Here is a 16930-nt window from a genome sequence, read left to right on the forward strand (position 1 = left end):
GTTGTACGGACCGTATGAGGGGTCTCCCCCGCGAGGGGTACTACACGGTCAGGGACCGGTCCGTCGGCTTGACCGGGTACGGGAGGGTGCTGGCGCCGGTCAGGAAGCGGTCCACGCCGCGGGCGGCCGAGCGGCCCTCCGCGATGGCCCACACGATCAGCGACTGGCCGCGGCCCGCGTCGCCTGCGACGAAGACGCCGTCCACGTTGGTCGCGTACGAGGCGTCCCGCGCCACGTTGCCCCGGGCGTCCAGCTCCAGGCCGAACTGGTCCACCAGGCCGTTGGCCTGGTCGGTGCCGGTGAAGCCCATCGCGAGGGTGACCAGCTGCGCCGGGAGGACGCGCTCGGTGCCCTCCTTCTGGACCAGCTTGCCGTCCACGAACTCCACCTCGATCAGGTGCAGCGCCTGGACGTTGCCGTCCTCGTCGCCCTCGAAGTGGGTGGTGGAGACGGAGTAGATCCGCTCGCCGCCCTCCTCGTGCGCGGAGGTGACCTTGTAGAGCATGGGGAACGTCGGCCAGGGCTGCCCGGCGGGGCGGTCCTCGGACGGCCTCGGCATGATCTCCAGCTGGGTGACCGACAGCGCGCCCTGGCGGTGGGCGGTGCCCACGCAGTCCGCGCCCGTGTCGCCGCCGCCGATGACGACCACGTGCTTGCCCTCGGCGGTGATGGGCGGCGCCACGAAGTCGCCCTCCTGCACCTTGTTGGCGAGCGGCAGGTACTCCATCGCGAAGTGGATTCCCTTGAGCTCGCGCCCGGGCACCGGCAGGTCGCGCGAGACGGTGGCCCCGGCCGCGATGACGACCGCGTCGTAGCGCCTGCGCAGCTTCGCGGCGTCGATGTCGCGGCCGATCTCCACGCCCGTGCGGAACTTGGTGCCCTCCGCGCGCATCTGCTCGATGCGGCGGTTGATGTGCACCTTCTCCATCTTGAACTCGGGGATGCCATAGCGCAGCAGGCCGCCGATGCGGTCGGCGCGCTCGTACACCGCCACGGTGTGACCGGCCCGCGTCAGCTGCTGGGCGGCGGCCAGACCGGCCGGGCCCGAGCCGATGACGGCGACGGTCTTGCCGGAGAGGCGCTCCGGGGGCTGCGGGGTGACGTCGCCGTTGTCCCACGCCTTGTCGATGATCGAGACTTCGACGTTCTTGATGGTGACGGCCGGCTGGTTGATGGCGAGCACGCACGCCGACTCACAGGGCGCGGGGCAGAGCCGGCCCGTGAACTCGGGGAAGTTGTTCGTCGCGTGCAGGCGCTCGGAGGCGGCCGTCCAGTCCTCGCGGTAGGCGAAGTCGTTCCACTCCGGGATCAGGTTCCCGAGCGGGCAGCCGTTGTGGCAGAACGGGATGCCGCAGTCCATGCAGCGGCCGGCCTGCTTGCTGATGATCGGCAGCAGGGAGCCGGGGACGTAGACCTCGTTCCAGTCCTTGACGCGTTCGGCGACGGGACGGGTACAGGCGGTCTCGCGCGGGGTGGTGAGGAAGCCCTTCGGGTCAGCCATGGGTCGCCGCCTCCATCATCTTCTCAGTGGTCTCGGACTCCGAGAGTCCGGCCCGCTCAGCGGCGTCCTTGGCGGCGAGCACTGCCTTGTACGTGGTCGGGATGATCTTGCTGAAGCGGTCCGCGGACACGGACCAGTCGGCCAGGAGCTTCGCGGCCACGGTCGAGCCGGTCTCCTCCTCGTGGCGGCGCACCACATCGTGCAGCCACTGCTTGTCGGCGTCCGAGAGGGCCTCCACGGCCTCCGTGTTGCCGGAGTTGACGTTGCGCGGGTCGAGGTCGACGACGTACGCGACCCCGCCCGACATGCCGGCCGCGAAGTTGCGGCCCGTCTCGCCGAGGACGACGGCGGTGCCGCCGGTCATGTACTCGCAGCCGTGGTCGCCCACGCCCTCCGAGACGACCAGGGCGCCGGAGTTGCGGACGCAGAAGCGTTCGCCGATACGACCGCGCAGGAACATCTCGCCGCCGGTGGCCCCGTAGCCGATGGTGTTGCCGGCGATCGTCGAGAACTCGGCGAGGTGGTCGGCGCCGCGGTCGGGGCGGACCACGACCCGGCCGCCCGACAGGCCCTTGCCGACGTAGTCGTTGGCGTCGCCCTCCAGGCGCAGGGTGACGCCCTTCGGCAGGAAGGCGCCGAAGGACTGGCCCGCGGAACCGGTGAAGGTCAGGTCGATGGTGTTGTCGGGCAGGCCCGCACCGCCGAACTTCTTGGTGACCTCGTGGCCGAGCATGGTGCCGACGGTCCGGTTGATGTTCCGGATCGCGACCTGGGCCCGGACCGGCTGGGCCTGCTCGGCGCTCTCCGCGCCCAGGGCCTCGGCGGCGAGCTCGATCAGCTCGTTGTCGAGGGCCTTCTCCAGCCCGTGGTCCTGCTCGATCAGGGCGTGGCGGACCGCGCCCTCGGGCAGCTCGGGCACGTGGAAGAGCGGCTCCAGGTCGAGGCCCTGCGCCTTCCAGTGCGTGACGGCCTTGCTGGTGTCGAGCAGCTCGGCGTGGCCGACGGCCTCCTCGATCGAGCGGAAGCCCAGTTCGGCGAGCAGCTCGCGCACCTCCTCCGCGATGAACTCGAAGAAGTTGACGACGAATTCGGGCTTGCCGGAGAACCGGTCGCGCAGGACCGGGTTCTGCGTGGCGATGCCGACCGGGCAGGTGTCCAGGTGGCAGACGCGCATCATGACGCAGCCGGAGACGACGAGCGGCGCGGTCGCGAAACCGAACTCCTCGGCGCCGAGCAGCGCGGCGATGATCACGTCGCGGCCGGTCTTGAGCTGGCCGTCCGTCTGGACCACGATGCGGTCGCGCAGCCCGTTGAGCAGCAGGGTCTGCTGGGTCTCGGCGAGGCCGAGCTCCCAGGGGCCGCCCGCGTGCTTGAGCGAGGTGAGCGGGGAGGCGCCCGTACCGCCGTCGTGGCCGGAGATGAGGACGACGTCCGCGTGGGCCTTGGAGACACCGGCGGCGACGGTGCCGACACCGACCTCGGAGACCAGCTTCACGTGGATGCGTGCGGCCGGGTTGGCGTTCTTGAGGTCGTGGATCAGCTGAGCCAGGTCCTCGATGGAGTAGATGTCGTGGTGCGGCGGCGGGGAGATCAGACCGACGCCCGGGGTGGAGTGCCGGGTCTTGGCGACCCACGGGTACACCTTGTGGCCGGGCAGCTGGCCGCCCTCGCCGGGCTTGGCGCCCTGCGCCATCTTGATCTGGATGTCGTCCGCGTTGACCAGGTATTCGCTGGTGACACCGAAGCGGCCGGAGGCGACCTGCTTGATTGCGGAGCGGCGCGCCGGGTCGTACAGGCGGTCCGGGTCCTCGCCGCCCTCGCCGGTGTTGGACTTGGCGCCCAGCTGGTTCATGGCGACGGCGAGCGTCTCGTGCGCCTCCTTGGAGATGGAGCCGTACGACATCGCGCCGGTGGAGAAGCGCTTGACGATGTCCGCGACCGACTCGACCTCGTCCACGGGGATGGACGGGCGGTCGCTCTTGAAACCGAAGAGGCCGCGCAGCGTCATCAGCCGCTCGGACTGCTCGTTCACCCGCTCCGTGTACTGCTTGAAGATGTCGTAGCGCCGGTTGCGGGTGGCGTGCTGGAGGCGGAAGACCGTCTCCGGGTCGAACAGGTGCGGCTCGCCCTCGCGACGCCACTGGTACTCGCCGCCGATGTCCAGCGCGCGGTGCGTGGCCGCGATGCCGGTGGCCGGGTACGCCTTGGCGTGGCGCGCGGCCACCTCCTTGGCGATGACGTCGAGGCCGGCGCCGCCGATCTTGGTGGCGGTGCCGCTGAAGTACGTGCCGACGAACTCCTCGTTCAGGCCGACGGCCTCGAAGACCTGGGCGCCGCGGTAGGAGGCGACGGTGGAGATGCCCATCTTGGACATGACCTTCAGGACGCCCTTGCCGAGCGCGTAGATCAGGTTCTTGATGGCCTGCTCCGGCTCCAGGCCGGACAGGAAGGTACCGGCGCGCAGCAGGTCCTCGACGGACTCCATGGCGAGGTACGGGTTGACGGCGGCCGCGCCGTAGCCGATCAGCAGCGCGACGTGGTGGACCTCGCGGACGTCACCGGCCTCGACCAGCAGGCCCACCTGGGTGCGCTGCTTGGTGGCGATGAGGTGGTGGTGCACGGCGGAGGTGAGCAGCAGCGAGGGGATCGGCGCGTGCTCGGCGTCCGAGTGGCGGTCCGAGAGGACGATCAGGCGGGCGCCGTTCTCGATGGCGGCGTCGGCCTCGGCGCGGATCTCCTCGATCCGGGCGGACAGCGCCTCGCCGCCGCCGGAGACCCGGTAGAGGCCCGAGAGGGTGGCGGCCTTCATGCCCGGCATGTCGCCGTCGGCGTTGACGTGGATGAGCTTGGCCAGCTCGTCGTTGTCGATCACCGGGAAGGGCAGGGTCACGCTGCGGCAGGACGCGGCGGTCGGCTCCAGCAGGTTGCCCTGCGGGCCCACCGAGGACAGCAGCGAGGTGACGAGCTCTTCGCGGATGGCGTCCAGCGGCGGGTTGGTGACCTGCGCGAACAGCTGCGTGAAGTAGTCGAAGAGCAGCCGGGGGCGCTCGGACAGGGCCGCGATCGGGGAGTCCGTGCCCATGGAGCCGAGCGGTTCGCCGCCGGTGCGGGCCATCGGCGCGAGGATGACGCGCAGCTCTTCCTCGGTGTAGCCGAAGGTCTGCTGGCGGCGGGTGACCGAGGCGTGGGTGTGCACGATGTGCTCGCGCTCGGGCAGGTCCGTCAGCTCGATCTCGCCGGTCTCCAGCCACTCCGCGTACGGGGCGGCGGCGGCCAGCTCGGCCTTGATCTCGTCGTCCTCGACGATGCGGTGCTGGGCGGTGTCGACGAGGAACATCTTGCCGGGCTGGAGGCGGCCCTTGCGGACCACCTTCGCCGGGTCGATGTCGAGCACGCCGACCTCGGAGGACAGGACGACCAGGCCCTCGTCGGTGACCCAGTAGCGGCCGGGGCGCAGACCGTTGCGGTCGAGGACCGCGCCGACCTGGGTGCCGTCGGTGAAGGTGACGCAGGCCGGGCCGTCCCAGGGCTCCATCATCGTGGAGTGGTACTGGTAGAAGGCGCGCAGCGCCGGGTCCATGGAGGTGTGGTTCTCCCACGCCTCCGGGATCATCATCAGCACGCTGTGGGGCAGCGACCGGCCGCCGAGGTGGAGCAGCTCCAGGACCTCGTCGAAGGAGGCCGAGTCGGAGGCGTCGGGCGTACAGATGGGGAAGATGCGCTCCAGCGCGTCCTCGCCGAAGACGTCCGAGGCCAGCTGGGACTCGCGGGCCTTCATCCAGTTCCGGTTGCCCTTGACCGTGTTGATCTCGCCGTTGTGCGCGACGAAGCGGTACGGGTGGGCGAGCGGCCAGGACGGGAAGGTGTTGGTCGAGAACCGGGAGTGGACCAGGGCCAGCGCCGACGCGAAGCGGCGGTCGGAGAGGTCCGGGAAGAAGGGCTCCAGCTGGCCGGTGGTCAGCATGCCCTTGTAGACGATGGTGCGGGCGGAGAGCGAGGGGAAGTAGACCCCGGCCTCCCGCTCGGCGCGCTTGCGCAGCACGAAGGCCTTGCGGTCGAGCGCGAGGCCCGTGCTGTCGCCGTCGGCCACGAAGATCTGGCGGAAGGCGGGCATGGTGGCGCGGGCGCCGTTGCCGAGCAGGTCCGGGGTGACCGGGACCTCGCGCCAGCCGAGGACCGTCAGGTTCTCCTCGGCCGCCATCGCCTCGATCCGCTCCACGGCGACGGCCTGTGCGGAGCCGTCGGCGGGGAGGAAGGCGATGCCGACGGCGTAGGCGCCGGCCTCGGGGAGATCGAAGTCGGCCACCGCGCGCAGGAACGCGTCGGGGACCTGGGAGAGGATTCCGGCGCCGTCGCCCGAATCCGGCTCGGATCCGGTGGCGCCGCGGTGTTCGAGGTTCCGCAGTACGGTCAGCGCCTGCTCGACCAGTGCGTGGCCGGCCTCGCCGCTGAGGTTGGCCACAAAGCCGACGCCACAGGCGTCGTGCTCGTTGCGCGGGTCGTACATGCCCTGGGGGGCGGGGCGACCGTCCATGGGCGACCAGGCGATGGTGCTGGGGCCGGTCGCGGAGTGCGTGGATGCGGAACGCATCGGCTCTCCCGTCGTCGTCGTGGCAAAGGTGCGTGCCGAGGGACGACTTTGGCCCTCTGCGAAATTTCGTGCAGGTTACATGATGACTTCGATCCCGCGAAGCGGATATCACGTTCCAGCATGCGGACACCACGCGAGGCGTGACGCAGGCAGATAAGTAAGGTCCCGGAGCCGGGAGGCGGGCTTCACCGCCCTCGGCTTCATTGCCGGGGGCACTGCCCGTGGGTTCGCCCGAGGGCGAGGGCTTCATTGCCCTGAAGCTCCCCGCGGCCGGGCGGCCATGGGGAGCCCTGGTGTGATGCCCTGCGGTGATGTGCTCGAAACCGCGAGGTAATGATTAATTTATGCGGTGCTCTGCATAGTGTCTCACTCCTGCGCCGGTCAGCCTACGACGCCGCCGATCCAGGTTCCCAGGATGTACGTCACACCGGCGGCCGCGCCACCCAGGACGAGCTGGCGCACCCCGCTGAACCACCAGGACCGGGCGGTGACCCGGGCGACGACCGCCCCGCAGGCGAAGAGACCCACCAGGGCCAGCAGCACGGCCGGCCACAGGGCGATCGCGCCGAGCAGGTAGGGCAGCAGCGGCAACACGGCGCCCAGCGCGAACGAGGCGAACGACGAGACGGCGGCGACCAGCGGCGACGGCAGGTCGTCGGGGTCGATGCCGAGTTCCTCGCGGGCGTGTATCTCCAGCGCCTGCTCCGGGTCGCGGGAGAGCTGCATCGCGACCTCGCGGGCGAGGGCGGGCTCGACACCGCGCGATACGTACAGCTCGGCCAGCTCCTCCATCTCGTCGACCGGGTGCTTGCGCAACTGCTGGCGCTCGACGTCGAGTTCCGCGAGGACGAGCTCGCGCTGCGAGGCGACCGAGGTGTATTCGCCGGCGGCCATCGAGAAGGCGCCGGCGGCCAGCCCGGCCAGGCCGGTGATGACGATGGTCTGCGGGGCCACCGCACCGCCCGCCACACCGGTCATCAGGGCGAGGTTGGAGACGAGTCCGTCCATGGCACCGAACACGGCCGGCCGCAGCCATCCGCCGTTGACGTCACGGTGGGTGTGGTTGTCGCGGTGGGCGGTGTGCAGTGGTGCTTCGGTGTCGATGATGGACATGCGCCGGATCTCCCCTGTGTCGAGCCTTGCCGAGCCCTTTCGAGCCTCGCCGAGCCTTTTCGAGTTCTTCGTCGAGCCTTTTCGAGTTCTTTCGTGCGAGCGGGTACGCGAAGGCGACGCGCAGATGGCCACTCCCCCTGAACACCTCGAAACTACGCACGATTTCCTTCGTCCGCCAGCAAGGAAGGCCGTACTTACCTGGGGTTTCGCGGGTCGGCGACCGGGTGACGGCGACGTTCGGGGGGTGTTTCGCGGCGAGCGACAAACGTCATCCCGTGGCACAAATCCCCCAAGGGCTCATGATGAGTCCCACCAAGTGGAGAGGCGCGCGATGGAGCTGATTGCATGCGATCCGCAGATCCTCCTCGAACGGGCCAGGGGCGCGCTTCTGGGACTGGCGGTGGGTGACGCGCTGGGCGCCCCCGCGGAGAACATGAAGCCGTCGCAGATCCGGGCGAAGTGGGGGCGGATCGAGGGCTTCGTCTCCGACGATCCGGCGGGCACCGACGACACGGAGTACGCGATCTTCTCCGGGCTGCTGCTCGCCCGCCACGGGTCGGCGCTCGCCGTCGCCCACGTCGAACGGGCCTGGCACCACTGGATCGCCGACTTGGACGAGGGGCCGTTCCGGGGTGCGGGCTTCTCCGAGCGCGGCACCCTGGAAAACCTCCGCCGGGGCCTGGCGGCGCCCATTTCGGCCCAGCACCGGCACGCCTGGTCGGACGGGTTGGCCATGCGGGCGGCCCCGTTCGGGGTGTTCGCGGCGGGGCGGCCGGCGGAGGCCGCGCGGCTGGTGGCGATCGACGGCTCGGTCAGCCACGACGGCGAGGGCATCTACGGCGGCCAGGCGGTCGCGGCCGGCGTCGCGGCGGCGATGGCGGGCGGCTCCCCGGCCTCGGTGATCTCGGCGGCCCTGTCGGTGATCCCCTCGGACTCCTGGACCGCGCGCTCGCTGCGCCGGGCGGTGACGGCGGCCCCGCGCGGGGAACGGGCGGTGCGCTCGGCGGTGGTGATCGGCGGCTACCCGTGGACGGACCTGGCCCCGGAGGCGGTGGGCCTGGCGTTCGGGGCGTTCGCGGCGGCGCGCGGGGACTTCGCGGAGTCCGTCCTGACGGCGGTCAACATGGGGCGCGACGCGGACACGACGGCGGCGGTGGCGGGGGCGCTGTCGGGTGCGTTGTCGGGAGTGCGGGCCATCCCGTCGGCGTGGTCGTCGGCGATCGGTCCGGTACGGGGCAGCTGCCTCCCCTCCATGCGGGGCTACCACGTCCTGGACATCGCGGACCTCCTCACCCCGGAAACCGAGCCGACCCGGTGACCCCGCCGCCGCCCTACGACCCGACCCCCCGCCCGGCCCTCCCCGACCCCGCGCCGGACACCCGGCCGGAGCCGCCCGGCGCCCCCGGGGTGACCGAGCCGGACCCGAATGCCCCCCGCCCCGGCCGGGACCGCACGAGCGACCCGGCCGGGGAAACCCCCGCCCACCCCCCGCGCGCCCCCCGTCCGGCCCCGGCGGGACCCCTGGTACACGGCGGGCGGGAAGCCCGCAGCGCCGGCGGAGGCTGGGCGCGCCAAGGCGGGACCACCTCGGGCTGGGTGACCGAGCCGGCCACCGATGCCCTCGGCGGCGGCCGGGACCGTACGGCCGGCTCGTGCGAGGAAGGCCCCGCCCGCACCCCGGGCGACGGTCCGGCAGCGGAACCGGCAGGGCCGGACCCCGCGCGAACTCCCACGGGCGACCGGTCGGGGACCCTCGGCCCGGACGCAGCACCGACGGTCCCCGACGGCGGCTGGGTACGCCAAGGCTCGGCCGCCTCGGGCACGGTGACCGAGCCGGACACCGATGACCCCGGCGGCAGTACGGCCGGCCCGGCCGAGGAAAGCCCCGCCCGCACACCGGGCGACCACCGTCCCGCACCGGCGGCCGAACCGGACCCGGCCGGGACCCTGCCGGACCCCGCGCGCCCCCCGACGCATGACCGACCGGGAGTCTCCAGCGCCTGCGGAGGCTGGGTGCGTCAGGGCGGGGCCGGCTACGGCGGGGTGGTCGGGCCGTATGCCACCGGCTCCGCCGATCCGGCCGGGGACGGACGCACGCCGCCCGGTTCCCCGGAGGGGGAGCGCCTCGCCGACCCCGCGCGCCCTGAGGCCCGTACCGCGACCGCCACCCGGGCCACCGGCCCAACGGCCGGCCCGCCCGGCGCCCGGGCCACCGTCCGGGCCGGCGGGGCGGAGGACCGTACAGGGCCCGCCACCGCGCGGGCGGGTGCCGTACCGGCTGCCCCGGACGGGCCCCGGCGGATCGAGGGGTTGCTGCTCGGGCTCGCCGCAGGCGACGCGGCCGGGTGGCCCGCCGCCCGGCACCGGGCCAGTCGGATGCCGGAGTGGACCCGCCGTCTCACCCGCGAGCTCGACACCTTCGCCGAGCAGAACGCCACCACCACCCTCCCCGTCCCCATCGCCCTCAACCAGCCCCCCGAACCCCTGCGCCTCGGCCCCTCCGACGACGCCGAATGGGCCGCCTTCGCCGCCGAGTCCGTCCTGACCGCCGCCGGTGTCCTGCTCAGCGACCTCTCCCGGTCCCGCCGGATGCGCGCCGCCATCGACCTCGCCTGGAACGCACTGGCCAGCGAGGTCGCCGCCGCGGCCGAACGCGCGCCCGAGGTGGAGTCCGCCGTCCTGCCGCTGCGCGCCCGCATCTCCGTCCGCGCCGGCCTCGGCAACCTCGCCGCCGGCCTGCGCCCGCCCGCCACCGGTCACGACAACCCGCACTACTTCGACGACGCCGCCTGCGTCCGCGCCTGCGTCCTCGCCGTCGTCCACCCGGGGGACCCCCGCGCGGCGGCGGACCTCGCCGAGTTCGACGCCCGCTACACCCAGGACGGCGACGGCGTCCACGGCGCCCGCGCCATGGCCGCCGCCCTCGCCACCGCCCTGGCCGGCGGGGACACCGACGCCGCCGTCGACGCCGCCCTGGAGCAACTCCCCGAAGCCACCGAGATCGGCCGCAACGCCCGACACGCCGTCAAACTCGCCCGCGCCGACGCCGGCGGCGGCGCCTTCGCCCTGGTCCCGCTGCTGGAGCACCAGATCGTCGACCACGTCTACAGCTACGGGATCGCCGCCGCCGAGACCGTCCCCGTCGCACTCGCCCTGGTAAGCGCGGCCCGGGGCAACGTCGCCGAGGCCGTCCCCGCCGCCGCCTGCCTGTCGCGCGTGGCGGACTCCGCGCCCGCCCTCGCCGGGGCCCTCACCGGAGCCCTCGGCGGTGGCGACTGCCTCCCCGCCGCCTGGCGCGAAGCCTGCCGCACCCTCTCCGGCTGCGCCCTGCCCCGCCTCGCCGGAACCGACCTGGTCGAGCTCGCCGCGCTCCTCGCCCGTACGGAACTCACCTCGCCACAAGCCCGCGCCGCCCACACGGCCCAGCCACTCCAAGGGATGATTCGGACATGACGCTCACCCCCCTTTCGCTCGACGACCGGGCCGCCGGCTGTCTGGTCGGCGCGGCCGTCGGCGACGCCCTCGGCGGCCCGGTGGAGGGCTGGTCCCCGGACCGGATCGTCGAGCGGCACGGCGGCCGCGTGCACGGCATCGTCGGCCCCTGGTACGAGGACTGGCGCACCGCCCGCCGCATCGCCCCGTACCACAAGGGCGACGGGCACGTCACCGACGACACCCTGATGACACACGCCCTGGTACGGGTCTACGAGGCCGTACGCGACCACCTCGACGCGTACGCGGTCGCCGACCACCTGGTACCGGACCTGATGACGAACCCCCGCTGGATCCCGGAACTGGAAGCCGAGGCGCTGCCCCTCCAGCGGATCTTCCTCGCGGAGAAGTGGATCGTGACGCGGCTGCACTACGCGCACGCCGACCCGCGCGAGGCGGGCACCGGAAACATCGTCAACTGCGGGGCGGCGATGTACATGGCGCCGGTCGGGCTGGTCAACGCGGGCCATCCCGAGGCCGCGTACGCGGAGGCTCTGGACGTCGCCGGGGCCCACCAGTCCTCCTACGGGCGGGAGGCGGCGGGCGTGTTCGCGGCGGCGGTGGCCGCGGCGTGCGTGCCGGGGGCGACGGCGGGCTCGGTGGTGGACACGGCCGTGTCCCTGGCGAAGGACGGCACCCGGGCGGCCATCGAGGCGGTCCGGGACGCCGCGCGCGGCCACCGGGACTTCGAGTCGGCGCTGGTCCCGCTGCGGGAGGCGGTCGCCCCGTACGACTCGGTCGGGCCCGACTACCGCGAGCCGTCGCTGGGCGCCCGGCGGCCGTCGCGGTTGCACTCGATCGAGGAGCTCCCGATCGCGCTCGGCATGCTGCTGGTCGCGGACGGGGCGTACGAGGGCGCGGTGCTCGGAGCCGTGAACTACGGGCGGGACTGCGATTCGACCGCCACGATGGCGGGGGCACTGTCGGGGGCCCTGAACGGCCTCGCGGCCGTACCGGATGCCTGGGCGAAGCAGGTGGCGGAGGCGAGCCGGCTCGACCTGCACGCCCCGGCGGCGGCGCTGGCGGCGGTGGCCCGCGAGGTCTTCGCCCGGGACCGCTCCCGACGCCGCGCCCACGAAGCGGCCTTCACCTCGCTCGCGGACCCGTCATGCTGACCGGCCCCGGCCCCACCCCACGACCCGAACCGGTACCGCCCGGCCCGGGTCGGGACGCCATGAGCGGCGCGCTACGCCCGACCGGCCCCCACCCGGGTCCCGCCATGCCCGACCCCGCACGCCCGACGCCCGCCCAGCCCCCCGCCGGAACCGGACAGCGCCCCCACACGGCAACGCCCCCGGCACACCCGACCGGCCCCCACACCCGAGTCAGCCACCCCGGACGGCCCAAGCGGCACACACGCCGGGGCGGGCACGCTGCCCGCGAGGCGGCGCCCGCGGTGAGCGCGGGGTCACGGTGACCGGGCCCGCACGGCTGACGTGGGTCCAGCCGGAGGACCTGGTCGGCCACGAGCTGCGGCAGGCCGCACAGGACGGGCGGGACGCGGAACCGCTGCTGCGGGTCTGGCTCGCGGCCGGCGGCCACCCGGCACCGGAGCGGGCCGGCGCCTCCCCGGCCCCAGCAGACCCCGAGCTGCGCGCGTTGGCGTGCCGCCTCCTGACCCGACTCGCGGCGCTTCCCCGCCCCTCGGCAGCCGACGAGCCGGAGTCCTGGCAGGCCATCACCGCCACCTGGCGCGCGCCCGCCGAGGCCGATCCCAACCCCCGACCGGGCTCCCTCCCGGAGCCGGACCTCGGGCCGAGCCCCGTGGCACGGCACCAGGCTCAGCACGGGGCACACCGCGGCCCGCGGCCGACGACCACCCCGGCCCCGCCGCCATCCCGGCGCCCCGACCCGCAGCCGGGCCCGCCGCCCGAGACCCACGCCGCCCCGCGGCCGACCACGCACACCCGCCCGCCCGGCCGGGAGGCCCACACGCACCCGGACCGGGTCCCGATCTTCCACCCCGGGAACAGCCCGACCCCGGCCCGGCACCCGGAGGCGGACACCCACCCCGACCCCGGCCCGCAGACCCGCCCCACCGCATCCCCGCGGGAGCCGGACGCGCACCACGGGCACCAGGCGGCACCCCCGCCCCGCCCCCATCCCGGGCAGGCACCCGCCCACACGCCCGGGCCGCAGGGCCGCCCCGCCGGCGCGGGCCCCGGGGCGCACCCCGGCCACCGCCCCGGGGTCCCGGACCCGCGGTTCGTGGCCCGGCTGGAGGCCGCCTGGGTCGGGCGGGCCGTCGGGTGCGTGCTCGGGAAGCCGGTCGAGAAGCTGCCCCTGGACGGCATCCGCGCCCTCGCCCGCGCCACCGGCAACTGGCCCCTCGACGACTGGTTCACCGCCCGCGGCGTCCCCGCCGGGCTGCTGGCCGCGTACCCCTGGAACCGCCGTTCCGCCCCCACCTCCCTCGCCGAGAACATCGACGGCGCCCCCGAGGACGACGACCTCGACCATCCCCTCCTCGGCCTGCTCCTCCTCCAGCGCCACGGCAAGGACTTCACCACCGCCGACGTCGGCCGCCTCTGGCTCGACGAGCTCCCGGCCGGCCGCACCTTCACCGCCGAGCGCGTCGCGTACCGCAACCTCCTCCTCGGTCTGGAACCGCCCGCCACCGCCACCCACCACAACCCCTTCCGCGAGTGGATCGGCGCCCTCATCCGCGCCGACGTCCACGGCTGGACCCACCCCGGCGACCCGGCCGCCGCCGCGGCCTCGGCCTACCGCGACGCCGTCCTCAGCCACACCGCGAACGGTGTCTACGCGGCCCTCTTCGTCGCCTCCGCCATCGCCGAGGCCGCCACCGGCCACTCCGACGTACACACCGCGCTCCGTGCCGGCTTGGCCGTCGTACCGCCCCGCTCACGGCTCGCCGCCGCCGTCCGGCACGCCGTCGACACCGCCGGGCGGTACGCCGACTTCGACCGCGTCGTGGACGAACTCCACGCCCGCCACGGCCACTACCACTGGGTCCACGCCGTCCCCAACACGGCGCTCATCGCCGCCGCCCTCACCCACGCCGACGGCGACTTCACCCACTCGGTGTGCCGCGCCGTGTCCGGCGGCTGGGACACCGACTCCAACGGCGCGACCGCGGGCTCCCTCGCCGGGCTCGTCGCGGGCGAGGTCCCGCACCGCTGGGCCGCGCCGCTGAAGAACCGCCTCGCCACCACCGTCGCCGGTTTCGACGGAGTCGGCTTCGACACCCTCGCCCACCTCACCGCACTGGAGGCAGCCCGCTCATGACGGCCATCGCCGTGCTCGGCAGTACGAACATGGACCTCGTCGCCTACGTCCCCAAGGCCCCCCGCCTCGGCGAGACCGTCACCGGGACCGCCTTCCGTACGGTCCCGGGCGGCAAGGGCGCCAACCAGGCGGTGGCCGCCGCCCGTTGCGGCGGGGAGGTGGTGATGATCGGGGCGGTGGGCGCCGACGCGTTCGGTGTACGGCTGCGCGACGCGCTCGCGGAGGCCGGGGTCGAGACCGCGGCCCTGCGCACCGTCGAGGGCGCCAGCGGCACCGCGCACATCACCGTCGACGCGGAGGGCGCCAACAGCATCATCGTCATCCCGGGTGCGAACGGCCTCGTCACCGGTCTGGAAGCGGGCGACGACTCCCGGATCGGCGCCGCCGACTGCCTGCTCATCCAGCTCGAACTGCCCCTGGAGGCCGTCCTCGCGGGGGCGCGGGCCGCTCGATCGCACGGCGTCCGGACCGTCCTCACCCCCGCCCCGGTCCGGCCACTGCCGCCCGAACTGCTGGATGTCATCGATGTGTTGGTGCCCAACGAGCACGAGGCCGCCGCCCTCACCGGGCTCACCGACCCGTACGCGGCGGCCGAGGCCCTGCTCCGGGTCGTGCCGGAGGTGGTGGTCACCCTCGGGGCGGCCGGAGTCCTCTACGCGGCCCGGGACCGCGAGCCGCTGCCCCTGCCCGCGCCCCCGGTCCGGGCGGTGGACACCACCGCCGCCGGGGACACGTTCGTCGGAGCGCTCGCGGTGGCGCTCGGTGAGGGCCGTCCCGTGCCGGAGGCCTTGCGTTGGGCGTCGGCGGCAGCCGCGCTGTCCGTGCAGCGGCCCGGCGCCCAGGACTCGATGCCGACTCGCGCCGAGACCGACGCCTTCGCGGCGGCGCGGCCATGACCGGCACCACCGCCGACACGACCGGCACCGCCGCCCCCACCGCCGACACGTCCGGCAGCGCCGCCCGGGCCACCGCCCCCCTCGCCGGGCTGCGCGTCCTGGACCTGGCGACCCTCTTCGCCGGGCCCCTCGCCGCGACCCTGCTGGGCGACTTCGGCGCCGAGGTGGTCAAGGTCGAGCACCCGGTGCGCCCCGACGCCTCCCGGGGTCACGGCCCCGCCAAGGACGGCATCGGCCTCTGGTGGAAGCTGCTCGGCCGGAACAAGCGGACGATGACCCTCGACCTGTCCACGCCGGGCGGCCGGGACACCCTGCTGCGGCTGGCCGGCACCGCCGACGTGGTCATCGAGAACTTCCGTCCCGGCACCCTGGAGCGGTGGGGCCTGGGCTGGCCGGAGCTGTCCGCCGCCAACCCGCGCCTGGTCCTGGCCCGCGTGACGGCCTTCGGCCAGCACGGCCCCTACGCCCGCCGCCCCGGCTTCGGCACCCTCGCGGAAGCCATGAGCGGCTTCGCCGCGATCACCGGGGAGCCGGACGGCCCGCCGGCGCTGCCGCCGTTCGGGCTCGCGGACTCCATCGCCGCCCTGACCACCGCGTACGCCGTGATGACGGCGCTCGCGGGCCGCGACCGCACCGAGCGGGGGCAGGTCGTGGACCTGGCCATCATCGAGCCGATCCTCACCGTGCTGGGCCCGCACCCGCTCTGGTACGACCAGCTCGGCTACGTCCAGCCCCGCACCGGCAACCGCTCCACCAACAACGCCCCGCGCAACACCTATCGCAGCGCGGACGGCCGCTGGCTGGCGGTGTCCACCTCGGCCCAGTCCGTCGCGGAACGCGTCCTGCGCCTGGTCGGCCGGCCCGAACTGATCGCCGAGCCCTGGTTCGCGACCGGCTCCGGCCGGGCCGCCCACGCACCGGTGCTCGACGAGGCGGTCGGCGGCTGGATCGCCCGGCACAAGGCCGACGAGGTGGTGGCCGCCTTCGAGGAGGCCGAAGCGGCCGTCGCCCCCGTCAACGACGTACGCGACGTGATGGTCGATCCGCAGTACGCGGCGCTCGGCACCCTCACCGAGGTCGAGGACCCGGAGCTTGGACCGCTGCGCATGCAGAACGTCCTCTTCCGGCCGTCCGGGACGCCCGGCGCGATCCGCTGGGCGGGCCGTCCGCACGGCGCCGACACCGACGCCGTCCTCACCGAACTCGGCCTGACCGAGGCCGAGATCACCGCTCTCCGCAAGGAAGGGGTCCTATGATCCTCACCTGGTTGTACGCACCCGGTGACCGGCCCGAAGTGGTCTGGAAGGCCCTCCACTCGGGGGCCGACGCCGTCATCGTGGACCTGGAGGACGCGGTCTCGCTCTCCCGCAAGGAGTACGCCCGCGCCGCGACCGCCGAACTGCTCACCGAGCGGCCCACGGTCCCCGTCCACGTCCGGGTCAACGCGCTGGACTCCCCCTGGGCGGGCGCCGACCTCACCGCACTCACCGGCCTGCCGGGTCTCGCCGGCCTGCGCCTGCCCAAGATCTCCGCGCCCGAGCAGATCAGGACGGTCGCCGACCGCACCGGCGGGGTGCCCCTGTACGCGCTGCTGGAGTCCGCGCTGGGTGTGGAACGGGCCTACGAGATCGCCCGCGCCCACCCCTGCCTGCGCGGGCTGTCCCTCGGCGAGGCGGATCTCCGGGCCGATCTGGGCATCGGCTCTGAGGCGGGCCTGGACTGGCCGCGCTCGCGGGTGGTGGTCGCGGCCCGGGCCGCCGGCCTGGCCCCGCCCGCGCAGTCGGTGTTCCCCGACATCCGGGACCTGGAGGCGTTGGCCGTCTCCTGCGCCCGGGGCCGTGCGCTGGGCTTCCTGGGCCGGGCGGCCATCCACCCCCGTCAGCTCCCGGTGATCGAACGGGCCTATCTCCCCGGCCCGGACGAGGTCGTCGCCGCCGAGCAGATCATGGCCGCGGCCCGCCTCACCCCGGGCGCGGTGGCCCTGCCCGACGGCCGCTTCGTCGATCCGGCGATGCTGGCCGGGGCGGAACGGGTGGTCGCCCTCGCGCGCCGCGACTCCCCCATCCCCTCCTGACGCTTGCCCGGCCG

Annotated in this window: 10 protein-coding genes; 7 read left to right on the forward strand and 3 right to left on the reverse strand. The window is 74.1% G+C overall.

Annotated features, from left to right (window positions below; all coding sequences use genetic code 11):
• Positions 1-40: 40 nt before the first annotated feature.
• From ACFVXJ_RS04840 to ACFVXJ_RS04850, 3 genes are all read right to left on the reverse strand, one after another.
• Positions 41-1501, reverse strand: coding sequence for a glutamate synthase subunit beta (locus ACFVXJ_RS04840; RefSeq protein ID WP_389658712.1), 1461 nt, complete (start codon positions 1499-1501; stop codon positions 41-43).
• A complete protein-coding gene (gene gltB / locus ACFVXJ_RS04845) occupies positions 1494-6035 on the reverse strand; it encodes a glutamate synthase large subunit (protein ID WP_389660035.1) in 4542 nt (1513 codons plus the stop codon). The genes ACFVXJ_RS04840 and gltB overlap by 8 nt, the downstream gene beginning before the upstream one ends.
• Positions 6036-6473: 438 nt before the next feature.
• Positions 6474-7205 carry a VIT1/CCC1 transporter family protein gene (locus tag ACFVXJ_RS04850; protein WP_389658715.1) on the reverse strand — a complete coding sequence of 244 codons (732 nt, stop codon included), beginning with the start codon at positions 7203-7205 and terminating at the stop codon, positions 6474-6476.
• Between the two features lie 331 nt (positions 7206-7536).
• Between ACFVXJ_RS04850 and ACFVXJ_RS04855 the strand changes: the two genes are divergently transcribed.
• From ACFVXJ_RS04855 to ACFVXJ_RS04885, 7 genes are all read left to right on the forward strand, one after another.
• A complete protein-coding gene (locus ACFVXJ_RS04855) occupies positions 7537-8523 on the forward strand; it encodes an ADP-ribosylglycohydrolase family protein (protein ID WP_389658718.1) in 987 nt (328 codons plus the stop codon).
• A 725-nt stretch (positions 8524-9248) separates the two neighbouring features.
• Complete coding sequence (locus ACFVXJ_RS04860; RefSeq protein ID WP_389660038.1) at positions 9249-10658, forward strand: ADP-ribosylglycohydrolase family protein; 1410 nt, start codon at positions 9249-9251, stop codon at positions 10656-10658.
• On the forward strand, positions 10655-11812 hold the full coding sequence (locus tag ACFVXJ_RS04865; RefSeq protein ID WP_389658721.1) for an ADP-ribosylglycohydrolase family protein: 1158 nt from the start codon (positions 10655-10657) through the stop codon (positions 11810-11812). The genes ACFVXJ_RS04860 and ACFVXJ_RS04865 overlap by 4 nt, the downstream gene beginning before the upstream one ends.
• A gap of 838 nt (positions 11813-12650) precedes the next feature.
• Positions 12651-13946 carry an ADP-ribosylglycohydrolase family protein gene (locus tag ACFVXJ_RS04870; protein WP_389660040.1) on the forward strand — a complete coding sequence of 432 codons (1296 nt, stop codon included), beginning with the start codon at positions 12651-12653 and terminating at the stop codon, positions 13944-13946.
• Entirely contained in the window at positions 13943-14842 is a 900-nt protein-coding gene (gene rbsK, locus ACFVXJ_RS04875) for a ribokinase (RefSeq protein ID WP_389658724.1), read from the forward strand. Before ACFVXJ_RS04870 ends, rbsK begins: the two co-directional genes overlap by 4 nt.
• On the forward strand, positions 14839-16098 hold the full coding sequence (locus ACFVXJ_RS04880; protein ID WP_389658727.1) for a CaiB/BaiF CoA transferase family protein: 1260 nt from the start codon (positions 14839-14841) through the stop codon (positions 16096-16098). The genes rbsK and ACFVXJ_RS04880 overlap by 4 nt, the downstream gene beginning before the upstream one ends.
• A complete protein-coding gene (locus ACFVXJ_RS04885; protein WP_389658730.1) occupies positions 16095-16916 on the forward strand; it encodes an HpcH/HpaI aldolase/citrate lyase family protein in 822 nt (273 codons plus the stop codon). Before ACFVXJ_RS04880 ends, ACFVXJ_RS04885 begins: the two co-directional genes overlap by 4 nt.
• Positions 16917-16930: the final 14 nt, after the last annotated feature.

This window comes from Streptomyces sp. NPDC058279 (genome assembly GCF_042881255.1).
In the GTDB taxonomy this organism is placed as follows: Bacteria; Actinomycetota; Actinomycetes; order Streptomycetales; family Streptomycetaceae; genus Streptomyces.